Genomic DNA, 24,224 nt, shown 5'->3' on the forward strand with positions numbered 1-24,224 from the left:
TTGTGTTGTTGATCTGGATGGGGTGGTGACTGTCAGCGACCCGGCCCGGTACGCGGGGCGCGGATCGTGATGCCTTCGGCCGCAAGCGCGGCGCGAATGTCGCGCGCAAAGCCGGCGGCGCCCGGCTGGTCGCCGTGAATGCACAGCGTGTCGGCGCGCACCGGCACGTCGGTGCCTTGCTGCGAGCGCACGACGCCGTCACGAACCATGCGCAGCACCTGGGCAACCGCAGTGCCGACGTCGGTGATCATGGCGCCTGGCTGTCCGCGGGGCGTCAGCGATCCGTCCGCCTGGTAGCTGCGGTCGGCGAAGACCTCTTCGGCGACTGCCAGGCCGGTCTCTCGCGCGGCACGCACCAACGCGGAGCCGGCCAGGCCAAAGAACACCAGGGAAGGATCCACATCGCGCACGGCCTCGCACAGGGCTCGCGCCATGCTGTCATCGCGCGCTGCCATGTTGTACAGCGCGCCATGGGGTTTGACATGGGCCAGGCGGCAGCCGGCGGCGCGGGCAAAGGCCAGCACCGCGCCGACCTGGTAGACGGTCAGGTTGTAGATCTCGCCATGCGACAGCGTCATGGCGCGGCGCCCGAAGCCTTGCAGGTCAGCGAAGCCCGGATGCGCGCCAACCGCCACGCCTTGCGCCACCGCGGCGCGCACGGTCGCGGCAATGGTCTGCGGATCGCCGGCGTGCAGGCCGCAGGCGATGTTGGCGGAGCTGATATGCGGCAGCACCGCGGCATCGTCGCCAAGGCGGTAGATGCCGAAGCTCTCCCCAAGGTCGCTGTTGAAATCGATCTCAGCCATGGTCACGCTCCAGCGCCGCGAAGGCCGCATCCTGCAACTGCGCGAGCCGTTGCGCTTCCTCCAGCCCGACCTCGATAAAGCGCACGCTCTCACCGGGCATGCGCTGCGCCAGCCGCGGCAGGTCCACGGTGCAGACGTGGGCGATCCTGGGATAGCCGCCGGTGGTCTGGCGGTCTGCCATCAGCACGATCGGCTGGCCGTCGGGCGGCACCTGGATCGTGCCGAAGGCCACCGCTTCGGACCACATCTCGCGCGGCGAAGACAGCGTCAGCGCGGGCCCCTCGAGCCGGTAGCCCATGCGGTCGGACTGCGCACCGATACGGAACCCGGCGCTGGTGAATGCCGCGTGCGCGTCGGTGCTGAACGCATCCCACTCGCGCCCGCGTACCACGCGCAATGGGGCTTCGGGCGCCGCCATGACGCCGGCGGCGAAGCGCGCCTGCATTGGCGCGCCGGGCAACGCGGCACGCGGTGCGCGCAAGCCGATCACATCGGCCTTGCGCAGCGGCTTGCCCTGCATGCCGCCATATCCGCCACGCACGAAGGTACTGTCGCTCCCCATGACCGGATCCAGCGCAAAGCCGCCTGCAACGGCCAGGTAGGCGCGCAGCCCGCTCTTGCGTTTGCCGAAGCTCAGCGTCGCGCCGGCTGGCACGACGCACGCCTGCGCGGTGGGCAACGGCGTGCCGTCGATGCTGGCGTCAAGATCCGCGCCGCAGACTGCCACGGCCGTGGTCGTGCCGAAGCGCAGCGTCGGCCCCATCAGCGTGATCTCCAGCGTCGCGGTGTCCTGCGGATTGCCGACCAGTGCATTGGCCAGGCGATGCGCGCGCTCGTCCATCACGCCGTTGGCGGGTACGCCGAGCTGCTGGTAGCCGACGCGGCCGAGGTCCTGGAACGTGCTCAGCGCGCCGGGTTTGATCACCTCGATGACGGCCCCGATCGGTTGCGCCGGTGTAGTCGGTGTCGTGGTCATCAGAGCGCTCCCTGAGCCGGTGAGGCGGTGCCTTGCGACGCGGCGATGTCATCGAACTGTGCGGCCGAGACCGGCACGAAGCGTACCTGGTCGCCCGCGTTGAGCAGGCAGGGCGCATCGCGGTGCGGATCGAACAAAACCAGCGGCGTGCGCCCGATCAGGTTCCAGCCGCCGGGCAGCACCATCGGATAGATCACGGACTGGCAGTTGGCCAGCCCGATCGAGCCAGCGGGCACGGCCGTGCGCGGCGTGCTGCGCCGTGGCGGCGCCAGCCGTGCGTCGAACTTGCCCACGTATGGGTGGCCGGGCGCGAATCCGAGCATCAGCACATCGACCGGCGCCGCACTGTGCAGCGCGATCACCGCTGCGGGCGAGACCCCGCAGCTTGCGGCCACTTCCTCGAGATCCGGCCCGTGGTCGCCGCCGTAGCAGACCGGGATGTCGACCACGCGGGAGGTGGCGGCCGAGGTGTCGAGTGGCTCGGCCAGCAAGCGGGAGAGCGCCGTGGCCAGCGCCTGGAACGGTGCCGAAGCTGCCGCCGCGCCGACTGCGGACGGGCGGTAGTGAATGCCCACCGTGGTCAGCGCAGGCACGACATCGGTTACCCCCGGCAGCGCGGCGGCAACAATGCGCGCTGCCGCAGCGCAGGCTTGCCGGTTGGCGGCGCTCAAGGCGTTGGCATCACTGCCCACGTCGAATTCAATGATGAGCAGGCGATCGCCTGATGGCTCGATGCGCCACGATTTGGCCGCGGCAGCGGGCATGTCGACAGGCAGCGCGCTCATGCCTGCACCTCGCTCGCACCGGTCAGTTGCGCGATTTCGCGCGTGACGAAGCCGGTATCGACCTGCCCCGCGCGGAAATCGCGATGCGCCAGTACATTGCCCAGGAACTCGACGTTATGGCGGATCCCTTCAATATGCGTGTCCGCCAGCGCGGCCAGCATCGCCTGCCGCGCCGCCTCGCGCCCCGTGCCGTGCGTGATGAGCTTGGCGATCATCGGATCGTAGTAGGGCGTGATGGTGTCGCCCGCGCGCACGCCGGTGTCGACGCGCAACGCCGGCATCGCCGGCAGCGCGAAGGCCGACAGCCTGCCCGGCGAGGGCATGAAGTGGCGGGCCGGGTTCTCGGCATACAGGCGGCATTCGATCGCCGCGCCCTGTCGGCGGATGTCGGCTTGCGCGACACGCTCAAGGGTGCCGGCGGCCAGCCGGATCTGCGCCTGCACCAGGTCCCAGCCGGTGACCGCTTCGGTGACACCGTGCTCGACCTGGATGCGGGTATTCATTTCGAGGAAGAAGAACTCGCCGCTGTCCGCATCGACGATGAATTCGACCGTGCCGGCCCCGCGATAGCGTTGCGACTCGGCCAGCGCGACGGCGGCGGCGGTCATGCGTGCCAGCACTTCGGGCGGCAGGCCGGGTGCCGGGCTTTCTTCGATGATCTTCTGGAAGCGGCGCTGCACGGAGCATTCCCGTTCGAACAGATGCACCGCCGTGCCGTCGCCATAGCCGAATACCTGCACTTCGATATGGCGTGCGCGCGCGACGTAGCGCTCCAGGTAGATGCTGCCGTCGCCGAAGGCCTTGAGCGCAAGCGCCTGCGTGGAGGCCACGGTCGCGGCCAGCGCGTCGGGGCCCTCGACGCATTTCATGCCGATGCCGCCGCCACCGCCCGCGGCCTTGACCAGCAGCGGATAGCCCACTTGCGCGGCGGCGCTTTCCAGCCCGGACAGCTCGCCAGGCAGGAAGCGGATGCTGCCCGGCAGCACCGGCACCCCACAGGCGGCAGCAATCTCGCGTGCGCGGTTCTTGTCGCCCATGTTCTCGATCGATTCGACCGACGGCCCGATCCAGCGCATGCCGGCGGCCTCGGCGGCCTGGGCAAAGGCAGTGTTCTCGGAGAGGAAGCCATAACCCGGATGCACGCCGTCGGCACCATGCGCCAGTCCGGCAGCCAGGACGGCTTCGGTATTCAGATAGCTTTGTGCCGCGGGGGCGGCACCGATGGGCACGGCCACGTCGGCCATCTGGCAATGCATGGCACCGGCGTCGGCCTCGGAATGCACGGCCACGGTCTCGATGCCAAGCGCCTTTGCGGCGCGGATGATGCGACAGGCAATCTCGCCGCGGTTGGCTACCAGGATTCTTTGCATGTCAGGCTCTTGCTGCTTGGGGGCGGACACGCGGCGCTGGCTTGGGCGCCGCGTGCAATGCCGGCCTGCGGGCCGGTCGGATCGCGGCGTGGCCGCGCTTTTAAGACTTACCTGGCGAACAGCGAGGCGATATTGGCAAACGCCTTCAGCTCCAGCGCATTGCCCGACGGATCCAGGAAGAACATGGTGGCCTGCTCGCCGACTTCGCCCTTGAAGCGGATATGCGGCTCGATGATGAATTCAAGGCCCGCGGCCTTCAGCTTGTCGGCAGCCGCTTGCCAGTCGCTCATCGGCAGCACCACGCCGAAATGGCGCACCGGCACGGCGTCGCCGTCTACCGCGCTGGTCTTGCGGTGGCCGCATTCTTCCGGTGCCAGGTGGGCCACGATCTGGTGGCCGTAGAAGTTGAAGTCGACCCAGTCTTCCGAACTGCGGCCTTCCGGGCAGCCCAGCAACTCGCCGTAGAATTCGCGCGCGCTGGCGATGCTGTGGACCGGGAAGGCCAGGTGGAACGGGGGCAGGACTGCGGTGGTTTCGCTCATGGTGTGGGGACTCTGGGCAATGGATTTGTGGTCAGGTCGTGCGGCGCGCATCACGCGCCGCCCTGGAACCAAAGTCTATGCATGGTCAAAAATTAATAAAAGCGATATATTTTTGACCTTAGCTCCATGAAATTTGATGAATCGCCATGTTGCGAGAACTGCGCACCTTTATCGCCGTCGCCCGCCACGGCACGTTCGCCAACGCCGGTGCACACATTGGCCTGACGCAGTCGGCGGTCAGTGCGCAGATCCAGCGGCTGGAGTCGGAGCTAGGGTTTGCACTGTTCGACCGCACCGGCCGTTCAGCCCGCCTGAACACCGCCGGGCGCGAAACGCTGGCGCTGGCCGAGGAACTGGTAGTGCTGTACGAGCGGATCGGCCACCAGGGCCTCGATATCCAGGGCTCGGGCATGGTACGCATCGGGGCCATCGCCTCCGCGCAAGCCACCTTCCTGGCCGATGCCATTGCCGCGTTCCGGGCGGAGCTGCCTGGCTGCCGTGTGCGCATGGTGCCCGGCGTCTCGCTCAACCTGCTCGGCCAGGTCGACGCCGGCGAGATTGACATCGCCGTCATGATCCGGCCGCCCTATGCATTGCCCGCGGAACTGGAATGGCGCCCGCTGCTGCAGGAGCCCTTCGAACTGCTGGCGCCCAGCGCGCTGGCCGGCTCGGACTGGCGCGACGCAATCGCCAGGGCGCCCTTTATCCGCTATGACCGGGCCTCGTTTGGCGGCAGGCAGGTCGACCAGTTCCTGCGCAAGCAGCGGATCGCGCCGCAGGAAGCCATCGAGCTCGACGAACTCGAAGGCATCGAGCAACTGGTGGCGCGCGGGCTCGGCGTTGGCTTGCTGCCCCGCATGCTTGCAGGCGGCCCCCGGCCGGGCGGTGTGACGGCACTGTCGCTTGGTGAGGACACGTTTTATCGCGAGGTGGGTCTGGTCGAGCGCGCAAGGCACAGCCGGCAGCCAGTGGCGAGCCGGCTTGCCGACCATATCGATAGAGCGGCGCAGGCGCTGGTCGTGTCGGATCAAGGCGCTCATCCTTGATCCGGGCGTGGGGGGAGAGCGTGCGGTGGCGGGCCGCGTGAGTTGGCCGCATCAGTGCGGTATATTCAGCCGCTTGACATCACACCCAGGTAAGGACGGCATGGACAAGAAATCGATTCGGGTATCGTATGTGGGAGTACCTGGCGACCTCAGTGTCCTCAAGCTGAAGAGCTACCTGAGGGCGGCAATCGCTGGTGTGGCTGAAGGTAGCGACGATGAAATCTTGCTGGTCAAGGTCCTGGTGCCGCAAGCGCTGGGCCTTAAAGCCGGGGAAAAGCTGTTCGACAAGGTCCTGCAAGGCATTGTCGACAGAGACCCGAGGGTAAAAAGAGTGTCGGTCGAGTTCATTGATGGGGAAGTCACCCCCGAGAAAATCGCTGCGAGCGAGGCAAGGACGAAAGCGGAAATCGATGCCTATGGGCACTTGCTCGACGAACCGAAGGACGACGAGACTGCCTGACCAAGGCTCGCATGGTGGCTGCCAGACTTCTTCCAGTGATCGTGGTCTTTTTGTCTTCACCGTGAACCTTTCCCACCTGGAGCGCCAGCTCGTCTTCCTCCGAGAGATTGATCGGCTGAAGAGCGTCGTACGAATGTCGCCGCTTATCGATCAGTCGCGTCGGGAAAATAGTGCCGAACATTCCTGGCATCTCGCCATGTATGCGCTCGTACTTTCAGAGCATGCGGCAGCGCCCATCGACGTGGTCCGCGTCGTGAAGATGCTGCTCCTCCACGATATCGTGGAGATCGATGCCGGCGATACGCCGTTCCATGATCCCTCGATGCAAGTCGGCCAGGCGGAGCGGGAGCAGCTGGCGGCGGAGCGGATCTTTTCTTTGCTGCCGGATGCGCAGGCCTTGGAGTTTCGCAGTCTTTGGTCCGAATTCGAAGCGGCGGAGAGCGACGATGCAAAGTTCGCCAAAGCGTTGGACCGCTTCCAGCCGTTGCTCCATAACGTCGCCACGGACGGTGGGACCTGGGCCGCGCATCAGGTCAACGAAGAACAGGTCTTCGCGCGTTACGGGCCGCCCATACAGCGTGGCGCGCCGGCTCTCTGGGAGGCGGCCGCCAGGCTCGTACAAGAACACTTCAGCAAGCCACCGGCCGAGAAAGCTGGTCTTTGAAGGGTGGGACGTCAGATTCTTTCCTTAGGCCTTTGTTCCTTAGCCCTTTGTCGATCCCCCTACTGTATCTGTCCCGCTCGCGAGCGTGCCGGCCTTGTCCGGGGACACCGCGCCGCTGCCCCCGGAAGACCCTTCGGTCGTCGCGCTGGAGGTGCTCAGCCCGCTGATTCCCCCGCCTCCGGTGCTGCCAGGCCTTGCGGAGCCCTGCGAAGAGGCCGTGCCGGATTCCGCGTCTGCGCGCAGGCGGTTGTCGACTTCCTTCACCCCGAAGGTGTCATCGACGATTTCCTCTATGCGGTATTTCAGTCCGCGGTCGCGCACCGAACCTGTCAGGGTCACGACGCCGGCTGCGACGTTGACTTCCACATCGTGCACCGGGTAGCGGCATTCGATCAGGCGCTCGCAGACATCCTCGCGGATGCGCTCGTCTGAGCGCTGGTAGCCCTTCGGCCCGGCACGCTTGCCGCCGGAGGTGCCGCCGCCACGGTTGCGGTCGGCGTCGAGGACACCGAAGTTGCTTTCGCCGAAGCCGCCGGCATAGACCTCTTCGTCGGAGAAGCCGCCCCGGTAGTCTGGCTGGTTGCGTCGGTTCATGCCCTGGTTCATGTCTATCTCCAAATCGTGGACGGACTGTGGTGCGGCCTCGCCGGATTGCGACGAAAGGCGACACGGACTTCGGTATTGCCGCAAATTCTGTACCCAGCGGAGAACGGCCTGTCCGCATAGTTGGCAATGCATGAACCGGACCCCGCGAAGGCAAAGAGCCAGAGAGGTGTCTTCATGAAAGTCGCCCGCGGTTCACTCGCCGCCTCGATGACACCCGACATGAGGCCTCGGCCCAACCTGGCGTTCTTTTTACAATGGGGGGCGCACGTCCCGGCGAAGCATTTGCATTTGGAGGGCAGGCACCCGGCGAGAGAAGAGGGAGGACTCACCCAGCGCCGGCAAATTGGTGCGCTACCTCGCAAAACACGCCACAGCACCGGCCGGCGCTTGCCTAGAATCTCCCCTATGTCCCGCATTGTGGTCTTTCTTCTCGTGCTGTTCTTGCCCCTGCAGGTGCTTTCTGCACCGTGGCGGCATCTCACGCACGCTCCGGATCGTATGCTCGAGCACATGGTGGAACATGCACAGCATGTCCTGCATCACCATGACGAAGACGGGACCATCCACCATGGCGGCGGTGGCGACTCGCTCGGGCACCAACTGGAGTTTGACTACGGCACCAGCCTGAGCGCGGCGTTGCCAGCCGTTCTGGAGCAGCCCGCTTCCGGGCATAGCCATACGGAGCCGATGTTCCTCGCGTCCGCGCTACCAGATCCCTTCCTGGACCTCCCGCATCGGCCCCCGCGTCGGGTCCGATGACCCCGGGACGGCATCCGGCTGCGGTGGCGCAACTGGATGTTCAAGACCTGCGCGAAAAGGCTCGCATGTCGGAGCCGGGCTAGTGATAGCGCCCTGGCTCCTGCACCCTGTGGTCACGCCGATTACCCTATTGTTGTGGAGGTTGCCCAGGAGAGCTTAGCAATGCGTATGCAGATTGCCCGGAACGTTCTCTGGCTGGTGCTGGAGCGCGGCCTGCAGGTAGTGTTCGGAATCGCCAGTATCGGCATGATTGCGCGCGCCATCGGGCCAGAAGGCTTTGCCGAGTTCCAGTATGCACAATCGCTGGTACTGATTGCTTCATCGGTGGCACTGATCTGTGGGGCCGAAGTGGTCGTCCCGCGACTGGTTGCCGACCGTGTCCCCGCAGCCCAGCACAGGTTGCTTATCCATGTGTTTGCCCTGCGCGAAGCTGCCGCCATCGCGGGCTACCTGATCGTGATGGCGGTGGTGGCGCTGACCGAGGAGGACGAGGTCATCGTCCTGACCGCCATCATCATAGGCATACCCATCCTGTTCTATGAGCCCTTCGGAACCATCCGGGCCTGGCTACAGGCGAGCACCAACAGCCGGCCCGCTGTTGTGTTCGGCATGATCGGCCTGGCTTTCCGGGTGGCGGCCATCGGGGGACTCTACCTGGCGGGATCCCACGCGGCGCCGACGTTCGCATGGGTGTTCGCTGGCGAGGCCCTGATATGCGCGTCCCTGCTTGCCCGCCACTACCGGAAGCGCAGCCCTCGCGTGGCGGTCAGCATCGATGTCAGTCTTGCCAAGAGGCTGCTGCGTGACGGGACGGTATTCTGGGTAAGCCTGATGTTGATGCTGCTGGCGAAGCGTATCGATCAACTGCTGCTCAAGCCGCATATCAGCCTGTTCGAGCTTGGCGGCTATGCCGCTTCCATGCAGGTGCTGGATAATTTCATGCTGCTCGGCTCGATCGTGGCAAGCTCCGTTGCACCGCTGATGATCTATGCCCAGCCGACTTTTGCGCGGGTACGCCGCAATGTGCTGTACGTCGCCGCCGGCATGCTGGCGGCTGGCATCGTCGGGGGCGCAGTGCTCGCTTTCTGCGCACCCTGGATTATTTCGCTGATCTACGGTGACCACTATGAGGCGGCGGCCGACCTGCTAAGGCTGTCGGCGATGGCATCCGGGCTGGTGTTCCTGGACGGCGCACTGACGCTGCTGGTGGTCTACCTGGGCAAACCACGCTGGCTGGTGGAAAAGTGGTTTCTGGTGCTGACCACCATGATCGTGGTGGACCTCATCGTTATCCCGATGTTCGGGGCACGTGGCGCTGTCTATGGTTATGTCGCCGGCAATGCAGTGGCGGTGATGGCGGGCATCGGCTTCTTCATCAGATCGCGCGAACCGATGGCGGCAGGGCAGCGGGCGGTGTGAACAGGCTGCCCTCAGGCAGTCGCGGAATTCTGAAATCTTGCTACCAGGAAGTCAATGAAGGCGCGCGCGCGTGCTGTCTGATTACGGCGCTGCGAGTAGTAAACAAAGAGATCGGCCGACGGCAGTCTGAACTGCGGCAAGACGACTCGCAGCCGGCCGCTCTCCAGATACTTTGCCAGGTCCCACTCGGAACGGATCAGGATGCCGTGCCCATCAAGGGCCCAGCCGAGAACGATGTCCCCATCGTTGCTGGATAGCGCCCCGGCGACCTTCACGCTTTCGTGATGACCCTCCTGCTCGAAGCGCCAGATGGCGTGGGCTTCGTCGTTCTGCCTGTGAATGATGCAGCGATGCTGGTGAAGTTCGGACAATGATTCAGGAGAGCCGAACTTGTCCAGGTAGACCGGGGAAGCGCAGAGAAAGCGGCGATTCGACATGATCCGCCTTGCACTCAACCGATTATCCGGAAGCGTCCCGAAGCGGATCGCCAGGTCGACTCCACTGTCCACCAGGTCTACAGGGCGATCCGTGACCTCAAGCTGCACCTCCACCTGCGTAAAGCGCTTTGCAAACTCGGAAACCAGAGGCGCAATGGTGGTCCGTCCGAAGCCGAGTGTTGCATTGACGCGGAGCAGTCCGCGCGGTTCGGCACCGCTGCTCGCCACGACGCTTTCCATCTCGCGGAGGTCGGCCAGGATCCTTTGGGCATATGCCAGGTAGGTTTCGCCTTCGTTCGTCAGGCTGATGCGCCGCGTGGTGCGATTCACCAGGCGAACGCCAAGCCGGCTTTCCATCAGGGCGAGCCTCTTGGTCGCTGCCGGGGGTGTCAGATCCATTTCGCGCGCCGCGGCCGCCAGAGTGCCGTGCCGAGCGATCAGGACGAAGAACTCCAGTTCGGACGCGATCTCAGTCTTCACCTTAAGAAAATAATGAAATGAAAGTGATTCAATTGTAGTACGCCTTTCCGCACCTAAGCTACGTACTCCGACGCTCCGGCGTTCATCACATGTGAGTCAGGAGATACATAGTGAAAATCGTAGAAATCCGCGAAAAGACCTTCCCGATCAGCTCGCCCATCCGCAACGCCTACATCGATTTCAGCAAGATGACGCTGAGCCTGGTCGCAGTGATCACCGACGTGATCCGCGACGGCAAGCCCGTAGTCGGGTACGGCTTTAATTCCAACGGCCGGTATGGCCAGGGAACCCTGATGCGCGAGCGCTTCATTCCGCGCATCCTGGAAGCCGATGCTGAGTCGCTGGTCGACGCCACCGGCGACAACCTCGATCCGCACAAGATCTGGGACACGATGTTCAAGAACGAGAAGCCGGGTGGCCATGGCGAGCGTTCCGTGGCCATCGGCACCATCGACATGGCGGTCTGGGATGCTGTCGCCAAGATCGAAGGCAAGCCGCTGTTCCAGTTGCTGGCCGACCGCTACGGCAATGGCAAGCCCGACCGCAAGGTGTTCGTCTATGCCGCCGGCGGCTACTACTACCCCGGCCAGGACCACGGCAAGCTCAAGGACGAGATGCGCAGCTACATCGACCGCGGCTACACCGTGGTCAAGAAGAAGATTGGCGGCGCGTCGCTGGACGAGGATCTGCGCCGCATCGACTCGATCCTGAGCGTGCTGCAGGATGGCCAGAAGCTTGCCGTCGATGCCAACGGGCGCTTCGATCTCGACACTGCCATCCAGTACGCCAAGGCGCTGTCCCAATACGATCTGTTCTGGTACGAGGAGCCGGGCGATCCGCTGGACTTCGAACTGCAAGCCACGCTGCGCAACTACTACGACAAGCCGATGGCCACCGGCGAAGACCTCTTCTCGATGCAGGACGCCCGCAACCTGATCCGCTACGGCGGCATGCGCCCGGATCGCGACTACCTGCAATTTGACTGCGCCCTCAGCTATGGCCTGGTGGAATACCTTCGAACGCTCGACATGCTCAGGGAGCACGGCTGGTCGGCCAGCCGCTGCATTCCGCACGGCGGTCACCAGATGTCGCTGAACATTGCCGCGGGACTGGGCCTGGGGGGCAATGAGACCTACCCCGACTTGTTCCAGCCATTCGGTGGATTCCCCGATGGCATCAAGGTCGAGAAGGGCTACCTCACGATGCCGGACCTGCCCGGTATTGGCTTCGAAGGCAAATCAGACCTGTATTGCGTGATGCAGCAACTGTCGGCCTAAGCCGCAGCATCCCAAAAACATAATCGGAGACAACCATGTGGATCAAGCAAGCGGCTGCCCGCGCCGCAACCCTGTGCATTGTTAGCGGCCTCTTCGTCGCATCCGGCTACGCCCGTGCCGAATACCCGGAGAAGCCTGTCACCCTGGTTGTCCCGTTCGTGGCTGGTGGCCCGAGCGACAAGATCGCGCGAGACGTCGCCGAATCGCTGCGCAAGACACTCGGCACGACGGTCGTGGTGGAGAATACCGCCGGCGCCGGCGGTACCATCGGCACCGCACGTGTCGCCCGTGCGACCCCGGATGGCTATACGCTGCTGGTACACCATATCGGCCTGGCGACCGCGCCCGCACTGTACAGGAAGCTCGGTTACAAGACCTCGGACCTGGAGTTCCTGGGCTTGATTAACGAGGCCCCGTCGACACTGATCGGCAAGACCGGCCTGCCGCCAGACAACCTGCCTGAACTGCAGAAGTTTATTGCCGCGAATGGCGGAAAGTTGAACCTGGCCAATGCAGGCGTGGGCTCGGCGTCGCACCTCTGCAGCCTGCTGCTGCAAAGCACGCTGAAGAGCAACATGACCTTCGTACCGTACAAGGGAACGGCGCCCGCGATGTCCGACATCATGGGTGGGCAAGTCGATCTGATGTGCGAGCAGGCCACCAACAGTACGCCGCAGATCGAAGCCAGGAAGGTCAAGGCGTTTGGGGTGACGAGCGCCCAACGATCGACGGTGCCAGCCTTGGCCGGCATTCCGACTCTCAGCGAAGCCGGCCTGCCGGGATTCAACTTTACCGTCTGGCATGGGTTGTATGCGCCGCGCGGTACTCCGCCAGCCGTACTCGAGAAAATCAACAAGGCCCTGCGCGCAGCGCTGAAGGATCCGGCGCTAATCAAACGTGAAGAGGCATTGGGCATTACGGTTGTCGCGGACGACCGTCTCTCACCGGCAGGCCACAAGAAGTTCTTCGACGACGAAGCTAACCGGTGGACGAAGGTCATCAAGGACGCTGGCATTCAGCCGGAGTGATTTCGCCGGATTCTGAGCACAATGCGCACGCCGTATCCCCTTGGGGCAGGGAAGCCGATCTTCTAGGATAGATACGCTAGCCAAGCGACCGGCAAGGCAGGAGCGCCTGAGATGACGGTGACGAATCAAGTGACAGTTACGAAGCTTCAGGAGGTAACGGTATGTCTGCCACAAGGATCGAGATGTACGACCACGATGGTGACGGAGTATTGACCATTCGAGACGACGGGGCCGCATTTTCAGGGGTCGCGCTTGAGCTTTCGAACATATTCGGCGAAGACGTGGTTGCGGATCTTGACAAGCACCAGTTGCTCGAATGGTGCGAGACGGTCGCGGCCCATCTCCGCAACCAGGGCGTTACGCCAAGCGCCTGCGCGCAGGAGGGCTACGTCAACAAAACCAGTCAAAGCCGGACGAAAGAGCAGCCAGGCGTCGACGATCTCTTGCAGTCGGCGGCATCCTGATCCTGACAAACGCGAGACGCCTGGTAACAGAGCGTCTTTGCGCTGGCGCATTGTTTGACAACTTCCTTCAGCCAGCGAGTCCCGTCTCTCTCCGGGCCGGGCGACCACCGGCACGCGTGCCCACGCGTGCCGGTAGCGTCATTCGGGGTAGCGTCACTTCGGCGCGGGATCGCGCATAATCCCACTTTCCCCTAAACCGGCACCTGACGAACCATGACGCAGTCCGTTTTTCACCTGGCGTTCAATATCACCGATCTCGGGGAGGCGCGCCGCTTCTACGGCGGCGTGCTTGGCTGCAAGGAAGGCCGCAGCACCGACACCTGGGTCGATTTCGATTTCTTTGGCCACCAGATTTCGCTTCACCTCGGCAAGCCGTTCGAGACCGCGCGCACCGGGCGCGTGGGCAATGCCCTCGTACCGATGCCGCACTTCGGCATTATCTTGCTGCTGCCTGAATGGCGCGCACTGGCCGACCGCCTGACGGCGGCCGGTACGGAATTCGTACTGGCGCCGCAAGTGCGATTCGAAGGCGAGGCGGGCGAGCAGTGGACGATGTTTTTCATCGACCCCTTCGGTAACCCGATTGAAGTGAAGGGGTTCAAGACCTGGGAGGCCGTGTACGCGCACTAGCGCGTACGCACCTTGCATGGAATGCCTCCCGGATCAGGCGGCCCAACCGCGCAAGCGTGGGCGGTGCGTTGAGTTCCTGTGCCTGCTTGTGCGCCAATGGACTAAGCTAGGAGACAAAATGTTGTCTCGAAGGGCCGTCAAATGCCATTCCGCACCTTTATCTCACACATAGGCGACTCCATGCGCTGCGCGCTGGCCGGAGGCGCTGTCATTGCCGTGCTGTCGGCTGGCCTGGCGGGATGCGAGGGCGTGCCGAGGGATACCAGGGCAACACCGCCTCCGCCGCGCGAGCCGATCGCGAGCGGTGACGATGTGTACCCGGCTCCTACCACCGTGCGCGACACGCGGCCTGCGACGCGCGCGCCATAGGCGCATGGTGCGGGCAGATCCCTCAGCCTCGGTCCCTCGGCCAGCTCAGTCGATACTCGCGCCCGATTCCTTCACCAGCCTGGCCCACTTCTCCATATCCTTGCGGATCCGCAGCGAGAACTGGTCCTGCGTCGACGTCAGCGGCGACGCTCCCGCCTGCACCAGCTTGTCGCGCATGGACTTGTCCTGCGCGATGCGCGTGATTTCCTGCGACAGGCGGGTGACCACCTCGGGCGGCAGGTTGCGCGGTCCCACCACGCCGAACCATACATCGGCTTCGTAGCCGGTCACGCCGGCCTCGGCCATGGTCGGAACGTCGGGCAGCGCGGGGGAGCGCGTGGCGCTGGTCACGGCCAGCGCGCGCAGGCGCCCGGCCTTCACGTGCGGCAGCGAGCCGGGCAGGTTGTCGAACATCAACTGGACCTGGTTGGCGAGCAGGTCGGCCATGGCCGGGCCGCTACCCTTATAGGGTACGTGGACGATCTTCACCTTTGCCATCGATTTGAACAACTCGCCGGACAGGTGGTTGGTGGTGCCATTGCCGGCCGAACCCATATTGAGCGCGCCGGGATGGCTCCTGGCGTAGCTCATCAGTTCCTGCACGGTCTTTGCCGGCACATTGGGATTGACCACCAGGATGTTGGGCACGCCGGCGAACAGCGCGACTGGCGTGAAGTCCTTCTGCGTATCGAACGGCAGCTTCTTGTACAGCGACGCGTTGATGGACTGCGTGCCCACCGTGCCGAACAGCAGCGTGTAGCCATCTGCCGGCGCCTTGGCCACCACGTCGGAGCCGATGGTGCCGCCTGCGCCCGGACGGTTGTCGACCACGACCTGCTGGCCCAGCGTTTCGGACAGCCGGGTCGCGAGCACGCGGCCGAGCAGGTCGGTGGTGCCGCCGGGCGGAAAGGGCACGACCATGCGGATCGGCTTGTCGGGGTAGGGGCCGGCCAGGGCAAGACTTGTCGCGAGCGTCACGCACGTGGCAACCAGGGCATTGGCGAGGGTTTTCATGGGGGCAGGTTCTCCGTGGGGCAAGGATATAGGCAATGCCGGCTGCGGTGCGCGGCGTCCGTCAGTGCAACGAGGCGAGGTGTCCGAGCGAGCGCTTGAGCGCGTCGCGGGCCGTATCCAGGCGCGCGCAAGTGGCGTCGCGGGCCTGCTGTGCCTGCGTAGTCGCGGCGCGTTGCGCGGTGACGTTTGCGCGCACCAGAGCCGGCGCAGGACCACCTGCGGCCATGCGCGCCGCGACCCCTTGCCTGGGATCCAGGCAGCGGGCGACCGCGGCGGCGTCCAGGCCGGCGGGGCGGCCTGCCACGCGCATGGCGGCCTCGTCGACCATGGCGGCGCTGATCTCGCTGGCGGGCAGATGCTGGTCGAGCGCATCGCGCACCACGGCGCCGACGACGTGGTGCGCCTGCCGGAACGACATTGCGGCGTCGCGCACCAGCGCATCGGCGAGATCGGTGGCCGTGGAGAAGTCGCGGCTGGCGCGCGTCAGCATGCCAGTCTGCTGCGGGGTCGCGGTGTCGATCACCAGGCGCAGCAGCGACAGGCAGCGCAGGCATTCATCGCCGGCTTCCCAGAAGCCGCGCATGCTCTCGCGGTTGCCGTCGCCGGAATGGGTAAAGTGGCTGCCCTTGAGCGCGGCCAGCGCTCCCGTCAGCAGGCCAAGCATATGGCCGCCCTTGCCTTTCAGGTATTCGAGCACGACCGGGTTCTTCTTCTGCGGCATGATGCTGGAGGTGCCGGCCACGCTGTCCGGGAAGTCGATCAGGCCAAACTCCGGCGTCGCCCAGATATAGAGGTCCTGCGCGACGCGGCCCCAGCTCACCGCGCCGATCGTGATCGCCGACAGCATCTCCCAGGCAAAGTCGCGCGACGCCACCGCGTCGAGCGAATTGGGCGCAAAGGTGCTGAATCCCAGCCAGCGCGCGGTCGCTTCCCGGTCGATGGCAAACGCCGTGCCCGCCAGCGCGCCGGCACCCAGCGGGCATGCGTCCAGCGCCGCCAGCGCGTGTTGCATGCGCGTGATATCGCGGCCGAGCGCTTCGGCCACGCCGGCCAGGTAGTAGCCATACGTGATCGGCTGCGCGGCCTGCAGGTGGGTATAGCCGGGCATTACCACATCGGCGTAGGCCTCGGCCTTGTCCAGCGCGACCGTGCGCACGGCCAGCATCGCTTCCAGCAGGTCGAGCGCAAGGTCGCGCGCGCGCAGGCGGTCATGCGTGGCCAGGATGTCGTTGCGGCTGCGCGCGACATGCAGGCGTCCGCCGGCGTCTGCGCCGGCAATCTGCATCAGGTGGGCCTCGTAGTTGAAATACGCGTCCTCGCGGGCCGGATCCAGCGCCACGGCCTGCGCGCCTTCGGTCTCGATGCGCAGCAATGCCTGTGCCAGCACCGCGGCCACGTCGGCCGGGATCAGCGCGCTGCCGTGCAGCATCAGCAGGTGCGCCTGGTTGATGTCGGTGAGATAACGGAAACCGCTGCCGAACTCGCGCATCAGGCGGGGCAGGTAGATATGCTCGCAAACCTCGGCGGCAGTGGGCTGCGTCAGGCGGCGGCTGACTTTGGATTCCATGCTGTTCGATCTCCGGAAAGGTTGGAGACAGTATGGAAATGCGCGTCATATAACGTCAAATCAGTAATTTGGACGCGACTATAAGGATTTGATATGCTCGACCTGCCTTCGCCAGCATGTTGCCGCCATGAACTACAAGCAGATCGAAGCTTTTCGCGCCGTCATGCTGACGCGCTCCATGACGGAAGCGGCGGCGCAGCTGCATACCTCGCAGCCGAATATCAGCCGCCTGATCAGCCTGCTGGAACGGGAGGCAGGCTTCCGGCTGTTCGAGCGTGTCGGCCACCGGCTCGTGCCCACGGACGAGGCCGATGCGCTGTTCCTTGACGTCGAGCGTTCCTTCGTGGGGCTCGACAGCCTGCGCGCCTCCGCGCGCTCCATCCGTGAGTCCGGCGTGGGGACCTTGCGCATCGGCACGGTGCCGTCGATCGCGATGAGCGTGATGCCCCAGGCAATCCTCGCGTTCCGCGCGCGCTATCCGGACGTGCCGATCGCCGTGCACACCAACGACTCGCCGACGGTGGCCAAATGGACCGCTGCCCGCTTTTGCGACATCGGCCTGGTGTCGTACATGGCGGAGACCACCGGTATCCGCAGTGAACTGCTGCGGCGCGAGGACGGTGTGTGCATCGTGCCGGCCACGCACCGGCTGGCGCGCAAGCGGCGTATCCATGCCAGCGACCTCGTCGGCGAGCCCTTTATCTCGCTGACCCACGGCGATGGCACGCGCACGACCGTCGACGCGGCGTTCGTGCCGGATGACCGGCGCGTGCTGACGCTGGAAACACCCTACGCCGCAACCATCTGCACGATGGTCGGCATGGGACTGGGCGTGAGCGTGGTCAATCCGCTGGTGGTACGCAGCCTGAAACCCGCCGGCGTCAAGGCGATGCCGTTCGATCCGGTGGTCGTGTTCCAGAGCCACATCCTGTTGAATCCGCAGCGGCCGGTGCCGGCGCTGGCGCAATGGTTTCTTGCGTGCCTGCGGCGTGTCACCGGATAAGCAGGCCTGAACCGACGGTTCAGCCGCTGCCAGCGATCGCAACGGTGTAGTGCCGGGCCCTCAGTCACCTCAGGCCGGCTGCCGCTCCACGATCGCACGGCGGACGTTCTGCACGTGCGCAGTGCCGGCAGCCTCGGCCGTCTGAGGGTCGCCAGCCAGCACGGCCATGGCGATGTGCCGGTAGTCGTCCAGCCGCATCTGTCGCAATGAAGACAGTCGATGCTGCGCGTGCACGATCGGCATATGGATGGTCGGGAACAGCCGGCGCAGTTCCCGGTTGTCGCCCATTTCCAGCAGCGTGCGATAGAAATTCCGCCTGGCGCTGGAGAAGGCCTCGTCGTCATGCGCCTTCTCCGCGGCGACGAACGCCTGTACCGAAGCGCGCAGCGCCTGGGCCAGTGCCCGGTTACCGCTGCCGCGCGTGGCCGCGCGCGCAAGCAGGCCGGTCATGCGCTCGGCGACATCGAGGACATCGAGGGTTTCCTGCAAGGTCAGCCGGCGGATGATCGCGCCGCGATGGCGCGGCAGGTCGACAATGCCCTCGGCGGCCAGCCGCTGCAGCGCCTCGCGCACCGAATTGCGGCCCACGCCAAACTGGGCGACGAGATCTGTTTCCACGAGCCGCTGGCCGGGCACGAAGCTGCCCAGCTCCAGGCCATTCATGATCCCGAAGAACACCGTGTCAGACGCGCTGCTGTCCGCCCGGGGGGGCGCAACGGGGGTATCGATGGACATGGCGGAGGAAGGAGAGGTCGGTCGTGGCACGGGCGCCATTCTAATGGATTGCCCGGACATCAATTCCCGAGTCATTGACATGGGATGAAATCATCCTACAATTCGATCCTATCATGCAAACGAACGGAGACACTCATGGGGGATACGTTGCTCGGCCTTGCCGGCAAGCGGGCGCTGGTTACGGGCGCATCGAGCGGGCTTGGCGCGCACTTTTCGCGACTGCTGGCGGCCCACGGCGCTGAAGTGGTGCTGGCGGCACGCCGCTTGGATGCGCTGCAGTCGGTGGCGAAACAGGTGGAGCAATTCGGGCGTGCCCGCTGCGTGGCGCTCGATGTGACCAGCGCCGCGTCGCGCGCGGCGCTGGTGGAAGAAGCCGGGCCCATCGACATCCTGGTCAACAACGCCGGGCTGGTACGCGAAGGGCCGGCGCTTGCGCATTCAGAGGAAGACTGGGATCAGGTGCTGGACACCAATCTCAAGGGCCTGTTCTTCATGGCGCAGGCACTGGCCCCCGGCATGCGCGAGCGCGGTGGCGGCAGCATCATCAACGTGGCGTCGATCCTGGGCCTGCGGCAGGCGGGTGGCGTGGTGTCCTATGCTGTTTCCAAGGCGGGCGTCGTGCAGCTGACCAAGACGCTCGCCCTGGAATGGGCGCGCCATGGCATTCGCGTGAACGCCCTTGCGCCCGGCTACATCGATACCGAACTGAACCGCGACTTCTGGCAGACCGATGCCGGCAAGGCGCTCATTCAGCGCATTCCGCAGCGCCGCCTGGGGCAGCTCGAGGATCTGGACGGGCCGCTGCTGTTGCTGGCGTCCGATGCTTCGCGCTACATGACGGGCACCGTGCTCGCCGTTGACGGCGGCCATCTGGTCAACACACTCTGAGGGAATGAGACCCATGTTCACCCCCTGTCCCACCGAAAGAAGCCGGGAGATCGCGGACCGCGTCGAGCGCTTTGTGCGCGATGTCGTGGCGCCGTACGAACAGGATCCGCGCTGCACTGCGCATGGCCCTTCGGCCGAGCTGGTCGAGGAGCTTCGCGCCAGGGCGCGCGAGGCGGGCGTCATGACGCCGCATATCCTTGCCGATGGCAGCCACCTGAACCAGCGCGAAACGGCCGCCGTGCTCAAGCGCTCGGGCTTGTCTCCGCTTGGTCCGGTCGCCGTCAATACCATGGCGCCCGACGAAGGCAACATGTTCCTGCTGGGCAAGGTGGCATCCGCGGCGCAGAAGGCGCGGTTCCTTGATCCGCTGATCCGTGGGGACGCCCGCTCGGCGTTCTTCATGACCGAGCCCGCGGAAGAGGACGGCGCAGGGTCGGACCCGTCGATGCTGCGCACCACGGCGGTTCGCGATGGCGATGACTGGGTGCTCAACGGCCGCAAGAAGTTCATCACCGGCGCCGAAGGTGCCAGCGTGGGCATCGTGATGGCACGAACCGGCGAGGGCGAGCGCGCGCAGGCCACGATGTTCCTCGTCGACCTGCCGCACCCGGCCATCCGGACCGAGCGCGTGCTCGACACGATCGACAGCTCCATGCCGGGCGGGCATGCGCTGGTCCTCATTGACGGCCTGCGCGTGCCTGCCGACCAGGTACTGGGCGAGGTGAACGAAGGCTTTCGCTATGCCCAGGTACGGCTGTCGCCGGCGCGGCTTTCCCATTGCATGCGCTGGTTCGGCACGGTCACGCGCGCCGATGAGATCGCACGGGCCTACGCCACGACGCGCAAGGCGTTCGGCAAGCTGCTGATCGACCATGAAGGCGTCGGCTTCATGCTGGCAGAAAACCTGATCGACCTGCAGCAGGCTGCGCTGATGATCGACTGGTGCGCCGGCGTGCTCGACACAGGTTCGGCGGGCACCGCCGAAAGCTCGATGGCCAAGGTTGCGGTCTCCGAAGCATTGTTCCGCGTCGCGGACCGTTGCGTGCAGATTCTGGGCGGCAACGGCGTGTCGCGCGACACCATCGTCGAGCAGGCGTTCCGGGAGCTGCGTGCGTTCCGGATCTACGACGGCCCGACCGAGGTCCACAAGTGGTCGCTGGCGAAGAAGATCAAGCGCGATACGCTGGGGGCGTCGCAGCAGGGCTGCCCGGCGCATTGTCGCTGAACGATGCGCTGAACAACCCGCGCATGGCCTCCGCGAGCGCACTCGCCGGAGACCAGGCCCGCAACACGCGGACCGTGCGCCTGGCCAATGTCACCAGCGTCAAGCTGGACAACGGGCAAGTCGACTTCACCACATGGGGCATCCACAAGGACCTGTACCACCCCATTTTCCAGGTCATCGACCAGGACAGCTGGACATACGGGTTCGCGCCGCGCTACACGGGCCGGTTCACGCTCGGCGGCATGCGCAACGAGGTGATCGCCGGGCTGCGTTTCTTCGGCGGCAATAATGACGCCCGCCAGTACATCAACGTCAATGGTACCCGCGGCGCGCAGACGCTGAATGCCAGGCAAGACGCCTACAACTATGAGGCCTACCTGGAAGACCGGCTGTACGTAGCGCCGACGGTTGCCCTGATGGCTGGCGTGAAGGCCTATCGCAACCGGCGCGAGATTACGCCAACACGTTGAAGGTGCCGTCCTATGTGCTGTTCGGGATTGAAGCCAGCTACGAATTCGAGCGCGGCGTGACCTTGTTCCTGGATGCGCGCAACCTGGCTGACAAACGCTATATCAGCGATTTCAGCACCGTCGCCGATGCGCGTACGGCCAATACCTCGGTGTTCTATCCGGGTGTCGGGCGCGCGTTCTACGCGGGGGTCAAATACAAATTCTGAAAGGCAGGGAAGCGGCGCCACATGCTGGCGGGCCGGCCCGGAAGTCACCCCGGCTCTATGTCGCTCCACGCACTGCGCAGAACGACACCACCATCGTGGCGATGTATATGCAGTTCTGCCTTCTCACGTGTAGCCAGCGACCAGCCCGCGGCGATCGCTGCCTCCATCGTTGGGAATTTCTGGGGCGCCATGTCGAGGCTGGCCAGTTCGAGCGCCCAACCAATTTCCGCAGGCATAACGCGAACAATTCGCGTTTGCATAGTAATTCCCAAGAAAATGCCCGCTGCGCAGAGAGGGCGTCGCGAAGACCGAATGCGTCAAAACACTCGGCAAGAGACATATTGCCCACCTATGTTATTCCTGGCATATCCCTCTTTTTGAGGGTACGTGGTAACAAAGCATCATCAAGTGATGGTTTGTTGTGCCCGTCAATATCGAGCAGGTCTCGACCCGGGGTCGTCCGATCGGCGACAGTGAAGCGAAACGGAAGGCATTGTTGAGGGCAGCATCATCGGTGATTGCGGACGAAGGATATGCCAACGCATCGCTGCGGAAGGTGGCCAGGCACGCGGGCTACACCACCGGTGCGGTGACGTACTACTTTGCGAACAAGGAGGAACTGGTCGTTGCCCTGATGGAAAGCGCATTCGACCGTTTCGGGACGATGCTGGAGTCCGCCCGGGAAAGCGGGGCGATCCGCAACGATATTCCGGCCGATATACTCACCGATCAGCTTGTCGCCATGGGGGATGGGTGGATGATGATGTACCCCATCGAACCCAGGCGATTTACGCCGAAGCGAATGCGGGCGCTCATCGATGCCCTGGCGGTGTTGGTCGATCCGGTTCCAGGCGAGCACCGGGATTCCGGGATGCGCTCCAAACGGGCCTAGCGCGCGTCACCGCTGTCCGTGGCCAGCAAAAAGGGGGCGTATGTGCCCGTCGACACAAAGCAAAAATCAGCCGGGCTTCCGCGTGCCTTGACGCGCCCGGCATTGGTGTAGCACCATCGTTTGCTAGCAAAACCTGGTCGACCTCGCCATGAATGATCCCCAAAAATCTTCGTCCACCATCGCCGATGAGTGGCAGTCACCGCCGGACCGCACCAGCGTGACCGACGACGCGCATGTCGAAGACATCATCCCGCTGCCGCCGCCGGAACACCTGATCCGCTTCTTCCCGATCCGGAACACGGCCGTCGAGTCTCTGATCTCCCAGACGCGCCAGCGCATCGCGCGGATCCAGCATGGCCAGGACGACCGGTTGCTGGTGATCATGGGGCCTTGCTCGATCCACGACCCGCAGGCGGCACTTGAGTACGCGCGGCTGTTGCTGGCGCAGCGGGAGCGGTATGCCGGGGCGCTTGAGATCGTGATGCGGGTGTACTTTGAGAAGCCCCGTACCACGGTCGGCTGGAAGGGACTGATCAACGACCCTTATCTGGACGAGAGCTATCGTATCGACGAGGGCCTGCGCATTGCGCGCAGCCTGCTGGTCGACATCAATCGTCTGGGGCTGCCGGCGGCTGGCGAGCTGCTGGACGTGATCTCGCCACAGTACATCGGCGATCTGATCTGCTGGGGCGCGATCGGCGCCCGCACCACGGAAAGCCAGGTGCATCGCGAGCTGGCGTCAGGTATTTCGGCGCCGATCGGCTTCAAGAATGGCACCGACGGGAACATCAAGATTGCGATTGACGCGATCCAGGCCGCATCGCGGCCGCACCACTTCCTGGGCGTGCACAAGAACGGCCAGGTCGCAACGGTGCACACCAAGGGCAATCCGGATTGCCACGTCATTCTCCGCGGCGGCAAAGTGCCCAACTACGATGCGGATGCCGTGGCTTCGGCCTGCAGGGAGCTACAGGCGGCAGGGCTCGGCGACGCGCTGATGGTGGATTTCAGTCACGCCAACAGCAGCAAGCAGCATGAGCGGCAGCTTGATGTGGCGCGAGACGTGGCGCAGCAGATCCGCAGCGGCAGCCGGTCCATTTTCGGCGTCATGGTCGAAAGCAATCTGGTTGCCGGGGCGCAGAAGTTCACCCCCGGGCAGCACAGTCCGTCCGCACTGACATACGGACAAAGCATTACCGATGCCTGCATTGGCTGGGACGATTCGGTGGCAATGCTGGACCTGCTCAGCGAAGCGGTCAATGTACGCCGCGGACTCAGGCACAATTCCTAGCCTGCAAGCAGCCGGCCCGCAGGCCATGCCTTCAGCCGGTTAGCGCGGCGCAGCCGCCTGCGCCTGCGCTTCGGCCACGATCTCGCGGATCGCCTGCTCGAAGGCCTCGACCGGCTGGCCGCCCGTCACCAGGTAGCGGTTGTTGAAAACCACCGACGGGACGGACTGGATGCCCATCTGCTGATACTGGCGCTCTTCGGCGCGCACCTCGTCGGCGTACTGGCCGCTTTCCAGCACCCGGCGCGCTGCGTCCGCATCGAGGCCGACCGACACCGCTGCCGCAAGCAGCACGGCATGGTTGCTCGGATCGTTGCCTTCGGTATGGTAGGCGCGCAGCAGCGCCAGCTTCAGCGGCACCTGCTTGCCTTCCAGGCCGGCCCAGTGCAGCAGCCGGTGCGCGTCGAAGGTGTTGTAGACGAAGGCGCGCTCGCCGAAGGTGAAGCCCACGCCGGCGCCGCGCTCGCGGATCATGGCCTGGGTTTCGGCGATCTGCGCGGGCGTGCGGCCGTATTTCTTGCCGAGATAGTCGACGATTGCCTGTCCTTCGGGGCCCATGTCAGGGTTCAGCTCGAAGGGGTGCAGCACGATCTCGGCGTCGACGCTGTCGCCCAGCCGCTGCAGCGCCAGTTGCAGTGAAGACAGGCCGATGGCGCACCACGGGCAGGCAATGTCGGAGACGAAGTCGATTCTGAGGGGTTGGGGCATGGCGGTTTCCTGGCCGGCCGCGGTGCAGCCGGCGGCTCAAGTGGGACGTTGGCCGACAGGGTAGCCTGACTTGCGGATCTTTGCAGGAAGGGTCTTTGCCGGAGCCGGGC

General features: G+C 64.8%; 26 protein-coding genes and 1 pseudogene. 15 read left to right on the plus strand and 12 right to left on the minus strand.

The genetic code is table 11. The features are described from left to right. Positions 1 to 32 precede the first annotated feature (32 nt). The 5 genes from LPA45_RS27680 to LPA45_RS27700 form a co-directional block, all read right to left on the minus strand. Complete coding sequence (locus LPA45_RS27680; protein WP_116323064.1) at positions 33 to 806, minus strand: LamB/YcsF family protein; 774 nt, start codon at positions 804 to 806, stop codon at positions 33 to 35. Then, positions 799 to 1,782, minus strand: coding sequence for a biotin-dependent carboxyltransferase family protein (locus LPA45_RS27685; RefSeq protein WP_116323063.1), 984 nt, complete (start codon positions 1,780 to 1,782; stop codon positions 799 to 801). Before LPA45_RS27685 ends, LPA45_RS27680 begins: the two co-directional genes overlap by 8 nt. Then, positions 1,782 to 2,567, minus strand: coding sequence for a 5-oxoprolinase subunit PxpB (gene pxpB, locus LPA45_RS27690; RefSeq protein ID WP_199414714.1), 786 nt, complete (start codon positions 2,565 to 2,567; stop codon positions 1,782 to 1,784). The genes LPA45_RS27685 and pxpB overlap by 1 nt, the downstream gene beginning before the upstream one ends. Continuing rightward, positions 2,564 to 3,937, minus strand: a complete 1,374-nt coding sequence (locus LPA45_RS27695; RefSeq protein ID WP_199414713.1) for an acetyl/propionyl/methylcrotonyl-CoA carboxylase subunit alpha — start codon at positions 3,935 to 3,937, stop codon at positions 2,564 to 2,566. The genes pxpB and LPA45_RS27695 overlap by 4 nt, the downstream gene beginning before the upstream one ends. Before the next feature lie 107 nt (positions 3,938 to 4,044). Then, positions 4,045 to 4,479, minus strand: a complete 435-nt coding sequence (locus LPA45_RS27700; protein ID WP_116323062.1) for a VOC family protein — start codon at positions 4,477 to 4,479, stop codon at positions 4,045 to 4,047. Positions 4,480 to 4,625: 146 nt separating this feature from the next. Between LPA45_RS27700 and LPA45_RS27705 the strand changes: the two genes are divergently transcribed. The 3 genes from LPA45_RS27705 (at position 4,626) to LPA45_RS27715 (ending at position 6,649) form a co-directional block, all read left to right on the plus strand. Continuing rightward, positions 4,626 to 5,525, plus strand: coding sequence for a LysR family transcriptional regulator (locus tag LPA45_RS27705; RefSeq protein WP_317920043.1), 900 nt, complete (start codon positions 4,626 to 4,628; stop codon positions 5,523 to 5,525). A gap of 100 nt (positions 5,526 to 5,625) precedes the next feature. After that, positions 5,626 to 5,985: a hypothetical protein gene (locus LPA45_RS27710; RefSeq protein ID WP_116323060.1), complete on the plus strand. Its 360-nt coding sequence runs from the start codon at positions 5,626 to 5,628 to the stop codon at positions 5,983 to 5,985. A 61-nt stretch (positions 5,986 to 6,046) separates the two neighbouring features. Next, positions 6,047 to 6,649, plus strand: a complete 603-nt coding sequence (locus tag LPA45_RS27715; protein ID WP_317920044.1) for an HD domain-containing protein — start codon at positions 6,047 to 6,049, stop codon at positions 6,647 to 6,649. A 39-nt stretch (positions 6,650 to 6,688) separates the two neighbouring features. Here LPA45_RS27715 and LPA45_RS27720 read toward each other — a convergent pair whose 3' ends face one another. Beyond that, positions 6,689 to 7,255, minus strand: a complete 567-nt coding sequence (locus tag LPA45_RS27720) for a BON domain-containing protein (protein WP_317920045.1) — start codon at positions 7,253 to 7,255, stop codon at positions 6,689 to 6,691. Between the two features lie 174 nt (positions 7,256 to 7,429). Between LPA45_RS27720 and LPA45_RS27725 the strand changes: the two genes are divergently transcribed. Together LPA45_RS27725 and LPA45_RS27730 are read left to right on the plus strand one after the other, a co-directional pair. Then, complete coding sequence (locus tag LPA45_RS27725) at positions 7,430 to 8,014, plus strand: hypothetical protein (protein WP_317920046.1); 585 nt, start codon at positions 7,430 to 7,432, stop codon at positions 8,012 to 8,014. Positions 8,015 to 8,176: 162 nt separating this feature from the next. After that, positions 8,177 to 9,433: an oligosaccharide flippase family protein gene (locus LPA45_RS27730; RefSeq protein WP_116322470.1), complete on the plus strand. Its 1,257-nt coding sequence runs from the start codon at positions 8,177 to 8,179 to the stop codon at positions 9,431 to 9,433. Between the two features lie 11 nt (positions 9,434 to 9,444). Here LPA45_RS27730 and LPA45_RS27735 read toward each other — a convergent pair whose 3' ends face one another. After that, entirely contained in the window at positions 9,445 to 10,350 is a 906-nt protein-coding gene (locus tag LPA45_RS27735) for a LysR family transcriptional regulator (protein ID WP_116322469.1), read from the minus strand. 110 nt (positions 10,351 to 10,460) lie between these two features. Between LPA45_RS27735 and LPA45_RS27740 the strand changes: the two genes are divergently transcribed. The 4 genes from LPA45_RS27740 to LPA45_RS27755 all read left to right on the plus strand — a co-directional run bounded on the left by LPA45_RS27740 (position 10,461) and on the right by LPA45_RS27755 (position 13,749). Continuing rightward, on the plus strand, positions 10,461 to 11,627 hold the full coding sequence (locus tag LPA45_RS27740; protein ID WP_317920047.1) for a mandelate racemase/muconate lactonizing enzyme family protein: 1,167 nt from the start codon (positions 10,461 to 10,463) through the stop codon (positions 11,625 to 11,627). 35 nt (positions 11,628 to 11,662) lie between these two features. Further along, positions 11,663 to 12,655 carry a tripartite tricarboxylate transporter substrate-binding protein gene (locus LPA45_RS27745; RefSeq protein WP_116322467.1) on the plus strand — a complete coding sequence of 331 codons (993 nt, stop codon included), beginning with the start codon at positions 11,663 to 11,665 and terminating at the stop codon, positions 12,653 to 12,655. 182 nt (positions 12,656 to 12,837) lie between these two features. Beyond that, positions 12,838 to 13,119, plus strand: coding sequence for a hypothetical protein (locus LPA45_RS27750; RefSeq protein WP_233528326.1), 282 nt, complete (start codon positions 12,838 to 12,840; stop codon positions 13,117 to 13,119). A gap of 213 nt (positions 13,120 to 13,332) precedes the next feature. Beyond that, the gene (locus LPA45_RS27755) at positions 13,333 to 13,749 is read left to right on the plus strand and encodes a VOC family protein (RefSeq protein ID WP_116322465.1); all 417 of its coding nucleotides are present in this window, start codon (positions 13,333 to 13,335) and stop codon (positions 13,747 to 13,749) included. A 414-nt stretch (positions 13,750 to 14,163) separates the two neighbouring features. Here LPA45_RS27755 and LPA45_RS27760 read toward each other — a convergent pair whose 3' ends face one another. Both LPA45_RS27760 and argH read right to left on the minus strand, forming a co-directional pair. After that, on the minus strand, positions 14,164 to 15,132 hold the full coding sequence (locus LPA45_RS27760) for a tripartite tricarboxylate transporter substrate binding protein (RefSeq protein ID WP_116322464.1): 969 nt from the start codon (positions 15,130 to 15,132) through the stop codon (positions 14,164 to 14,166). 61 nt (positions 15,133 to 15,193) lie between these two features. After that, a complete protein-coding gene (gene argH / locus LPA45_RS27765; RefSeq protein WP_116322463.1) occupies positions 15,194 to 16,699 on the minus strand; it encodes an argininosuccinate lyase in 1,506 nt (501 codons plus the stop codon). A 127-nt stretch (positions 16,700 to 16,826) separates the two neighbouring features. Between argH and LPA45_RS27770 the strand changes: the two genes are divergently transcribed. Beyond that, positions 16,827 to 17,702 (plus strand): LysR family transcriptional regulator, encoded by an 876-nt coding sequence (locus tag LPA45_RS27770; RefSeq protein WP_116322462.1) that lies wholly within the window; start codon positions 16,827 to 16,829, stop codon positions 17,700 to 17,702. Between the two features lie 69 nt (positions 17,703 to 17,771). On the opposite strand, the gene LPA45_RS27775 is transcribed toward LPA45_RS27770, so the two are convergent. Continuing rightward, on the minus strand, positions 17,772 to 18,437 hold the full coding sequence (locus LPA45_RS27775) for a GntR family transcriptional regulator (protein ID WP_116322461.1): 666 nt from the start codon (positions 18,435 to 18,437) through the stop codon (positions 17,772 to 17,774). A 135-nt stretch (positions 18,438 to 18,572) separates the two neighbouring features. Between LPA45_RS27775 and LPA45_RS27780 the strand changes: the two genes are divergently transcribed. From LPA45_RS27780 to LPA45_RS27790, 3 genes and pseudogenes are all read left to right on the plus strand, one after another. Then, on the plus strand, positions 18,573 to 19,325 hold the full coding sequence (locus LPA45_RS27780) for an SDR family NAD(P)-dependent oxidoreductase (protein ID WP_116322460.1): 753 nt from the start codon (positions 18,573 to 18,575) through the stop codon (positions 19,323 to 19,325). A gap of 13 nt (positions 19,326 to 19,338) precedes the next feature. Beyond that, on the plus strand, positions 19,339 to 20,550 hold the full coding sequence (locus LPA45_RS27785) for an acyl-CoA dehydrogenase family protein (RefSeq protein WP_116322459.1): 1,212 nt from the start codon (positions 19,339 to 19,341) through the stop codon (positions 20,548 to 20,550). Beyond that, positions 20,529 to 21,226: pseudogene (locus LPA45_RS27790) on the plus strand (TonB-dependent receptor); the annotation flags it as partial. The gene LPA45_RS27785 and the pseudogene LPA45_RS27790, both read left to right, overlap by 22 nt. A 44-nt stretch (positions 21,227 to 21,270) precedes the next feature. On the opposite strand, the gene LPA45_RS27795 reads toward LPA45_RS27790, so the two are convergent. Continuing rightward, complete coding sequence (locus tag LPA45_RS27795; RefSeq protein WP_116322458.1) at positions 21,271 to 21,486, minus strand: DUF2188 domain-containing protein; 216 nt, start codon at positions 21,484 to 21,486, stop codon at positions 21,271 to 21,273. A gap of 161 nt (positions 21,487 to 21,647) precedes the next feature. On the opposite strand from LPA45_RS27795, the gene LPA45_RS27800 reads away from it, so the two are divergent. Together LPA45_RS27800 and LPA45_RS27805 are read left to right on the plus strand one after the other, a co-directional pair. Continuing rightward, positions 21,648 to 22,118, plus strand: a complete 471-nt coding sequence (locus LPA45_RS27800) for a helix-turn-helix domain-containing protein (protein WP_116322457.1) — start codon at positions 21,648 to 21,650, stop codon at positions 22,116 to 22,118. 148 nt (positions 22,119 to 22,266) lie between these two features. Then, complete coding sequence (locus LPA45_RS27805) at positions 22,267 to 23,409, plus strand: 3-deoxy-7-phosphoheptulonate synthase (protein WP_317920048.1); 1,143 nt, start codon at positions 22,267 to 22,269, stop codon at positions 23,407 to 23,409. 39 nt (positions 23,410 to 23,448) lie between these two features. Here LPA45_RS27805 and LPA45_RS27810 read toward each other — a convergent pair whose 3' ends face one another. Continuing rightward, entirely contained in the window at positions 23,449 to 24,114 is a 666-nt protein-coding gene (locus LPA45_RS27810) for a DsbA family oxidoreductase (protein ID WP_116322455.1), read from the minus strand. Between the last annotated feature and the right edge of the window lie 110 nt (positions 24,115 to 24,224).

The sequence above is a fragment of the Cupriavidus sp. Agwp_2 genome, assembly GCF_040784895.1.
Lineage (GTDB): Bacteria > Pseudomonadota > Gammaproteobacteria > Burkholderiales > Burkholderiaceae > Cupriavidus.

Excerpts from the sequence above, each read along its gene's own strand:
- LPA45_RS27680 (WP_116323064.1), bottom strand. The coding sequence starts at position 806 with ATGGCTGAGATCGATTTCAACAGCGACCTTGGGGAGAGCTTCGGCATC.
- LPA45_RS27685 (WP_116323063.1), bottom strand. The coding sequence starts at position 1,782 with ATGACCACGACACCGACTACACCGGCGCAACCGATCGGGGCCGTCATC.
- pxpB (WP_199414714.1), bottom strand. The coding sequence starts at position 2,567 with ATGAGCGCGCTGCCTGTCGACATGCCCGCTGCCGCGGCCAAATCGTGG.
- LPA45_RS27695 (WP_199414713.1), bottom strand. The coding sequence starts at position 3,937 with ATGCAAAGAATCCTGGTAGCCAACCGCGGCGAGATTGCCTGTCGCATC.
- LPA45_RS27700 (WP_116323062.1), bottom strand. The coding sequence starts at position 4,479 with ATGAGCGAAACCACCGCAGTCCTGCCCCCGTTCCACCTGGCCTTCCCG.
- LPA45_RS27705 (WP_317920043.1), top strand. The coding sequence starts at position 4,626 with ATGTTGCGAGAACTGCGCACCTTTATCGCCGTCGCCCGCCACGGCACG.
- LPA45_RS27710 (WP_116323060.1), top strand. The coding sequence starts at position 5,626 with ATGGACAAGAAATCGATTCGGGTATCGTATGTGGGAGTACCTGGCGAC.
- LPA45_RS27720 (WP_317920045.1), bottom strand. The coding sequence starts at position 7,255 with ATGAACCAGGGCATGAACCGACGCAACCAGCCAGACTACCGGGGCGGC.
- LPA45_RS27725 (WP_317920046.1), top strand. The coding sequence starts at position 7,430 with ATGAAAGTCGCCCGCGGTTCACTCGCCGCCTCGATGACACCCGACATG.
- LPA45_RS27730 (WP_116322470.1), top strand. The coding sequence starts at position 8,177 with ATGCGTATGCAGATTGCCCGGAACGTTCTCTGGCTGGTGCTGGAGCGC.
- LPA45_RS27745 (WP_116322467.1), top strand. The coding sequence starts at position 11,663 with ATGTGGATCAAGCAAGCGGCTGCCCGCGCCGCAACCCTGTGCATTGTT.
- LPA45_RS27750 (WP_233528326.1), top strand. The coding sequence starts at position 12,838 with ATGTACGACCACGATGGTGACGGAGTATTGACCATTCGAGACGACGGG.
- LPA45_RS27755 (WP_116322465.1), top strand. The coding sequence starts at position 13,333 with ATGACGCAGTCCGTTTTTCACCTGGCGTTCAATATCACCGATCTCGGG.
- LPA45_RS27760 (WP_116322464.1), bottom strand. The coding sequence starts at position 15,132 with ATGAAAACCCTCGCCAATGCCCTGGTTGCCACGTGCGTGACGCTCGCG.
- argH (WP_116322463.1), bottom strand. The coding sequence starts at position 16,699 with ATGGAATCCAAAGTCAGCCGCCGCCTGACGCAGCCCACTGCCGCCGAG.
- LPA45_RS27770 (WP_116322462.1), top strand. The coding sequence starts at position 16,827 with ATGAACTACAAGCAGATCGAAGCTTTTCGCGCCGTCATGCTGACGCGC.
- LPA45_RS27775 (WP_116322461.1), bottom strand. The coding sequence starts at position 18,437 with ATGTCCATCGATACCCCCGTTGCGCCCCCCCGGGCGGACAGCAGCGCG.
- LPA45_RS27780 (WP_116322460.1), top strand. The coding sequence starts at position 18,573 with ATGGGGGATACGTTGCTCGGCCTTGCCGGCAAGCGGGCGCTGGTTACG.
- LPA45_RS27785 (WP_116322459.1), top strand. The coding sequence starts at position 19,339 with ATGTTCACCCCCTGTCCCACCGAAAGAAGCCGGGAGATCGCGGACCGC.
- LPA45_RS27795 (WP_116322458.1), bottom strand. The coding sequence starts at position 21,486 with ATGCAAACGCGAATTGTTCGCGTTATGCCTGCGGAAATTGGTTGGGCG.
- LPA45_RS27805 (WP_317920048.1), top strand. The coding sequence starts at position 22,267 with ATGAATGATCCCCAAAAATCTTCGTCCACCATCGCCGATGAGTGGCAG.
- LPA45_RS27810 (WP_116322455.1), bottom strand. The coding sequence starts at position 24,114 with ATGCCCCAACCCCTCAGAATCGACTTCGTCTCCGACATTGCCTGCCCG.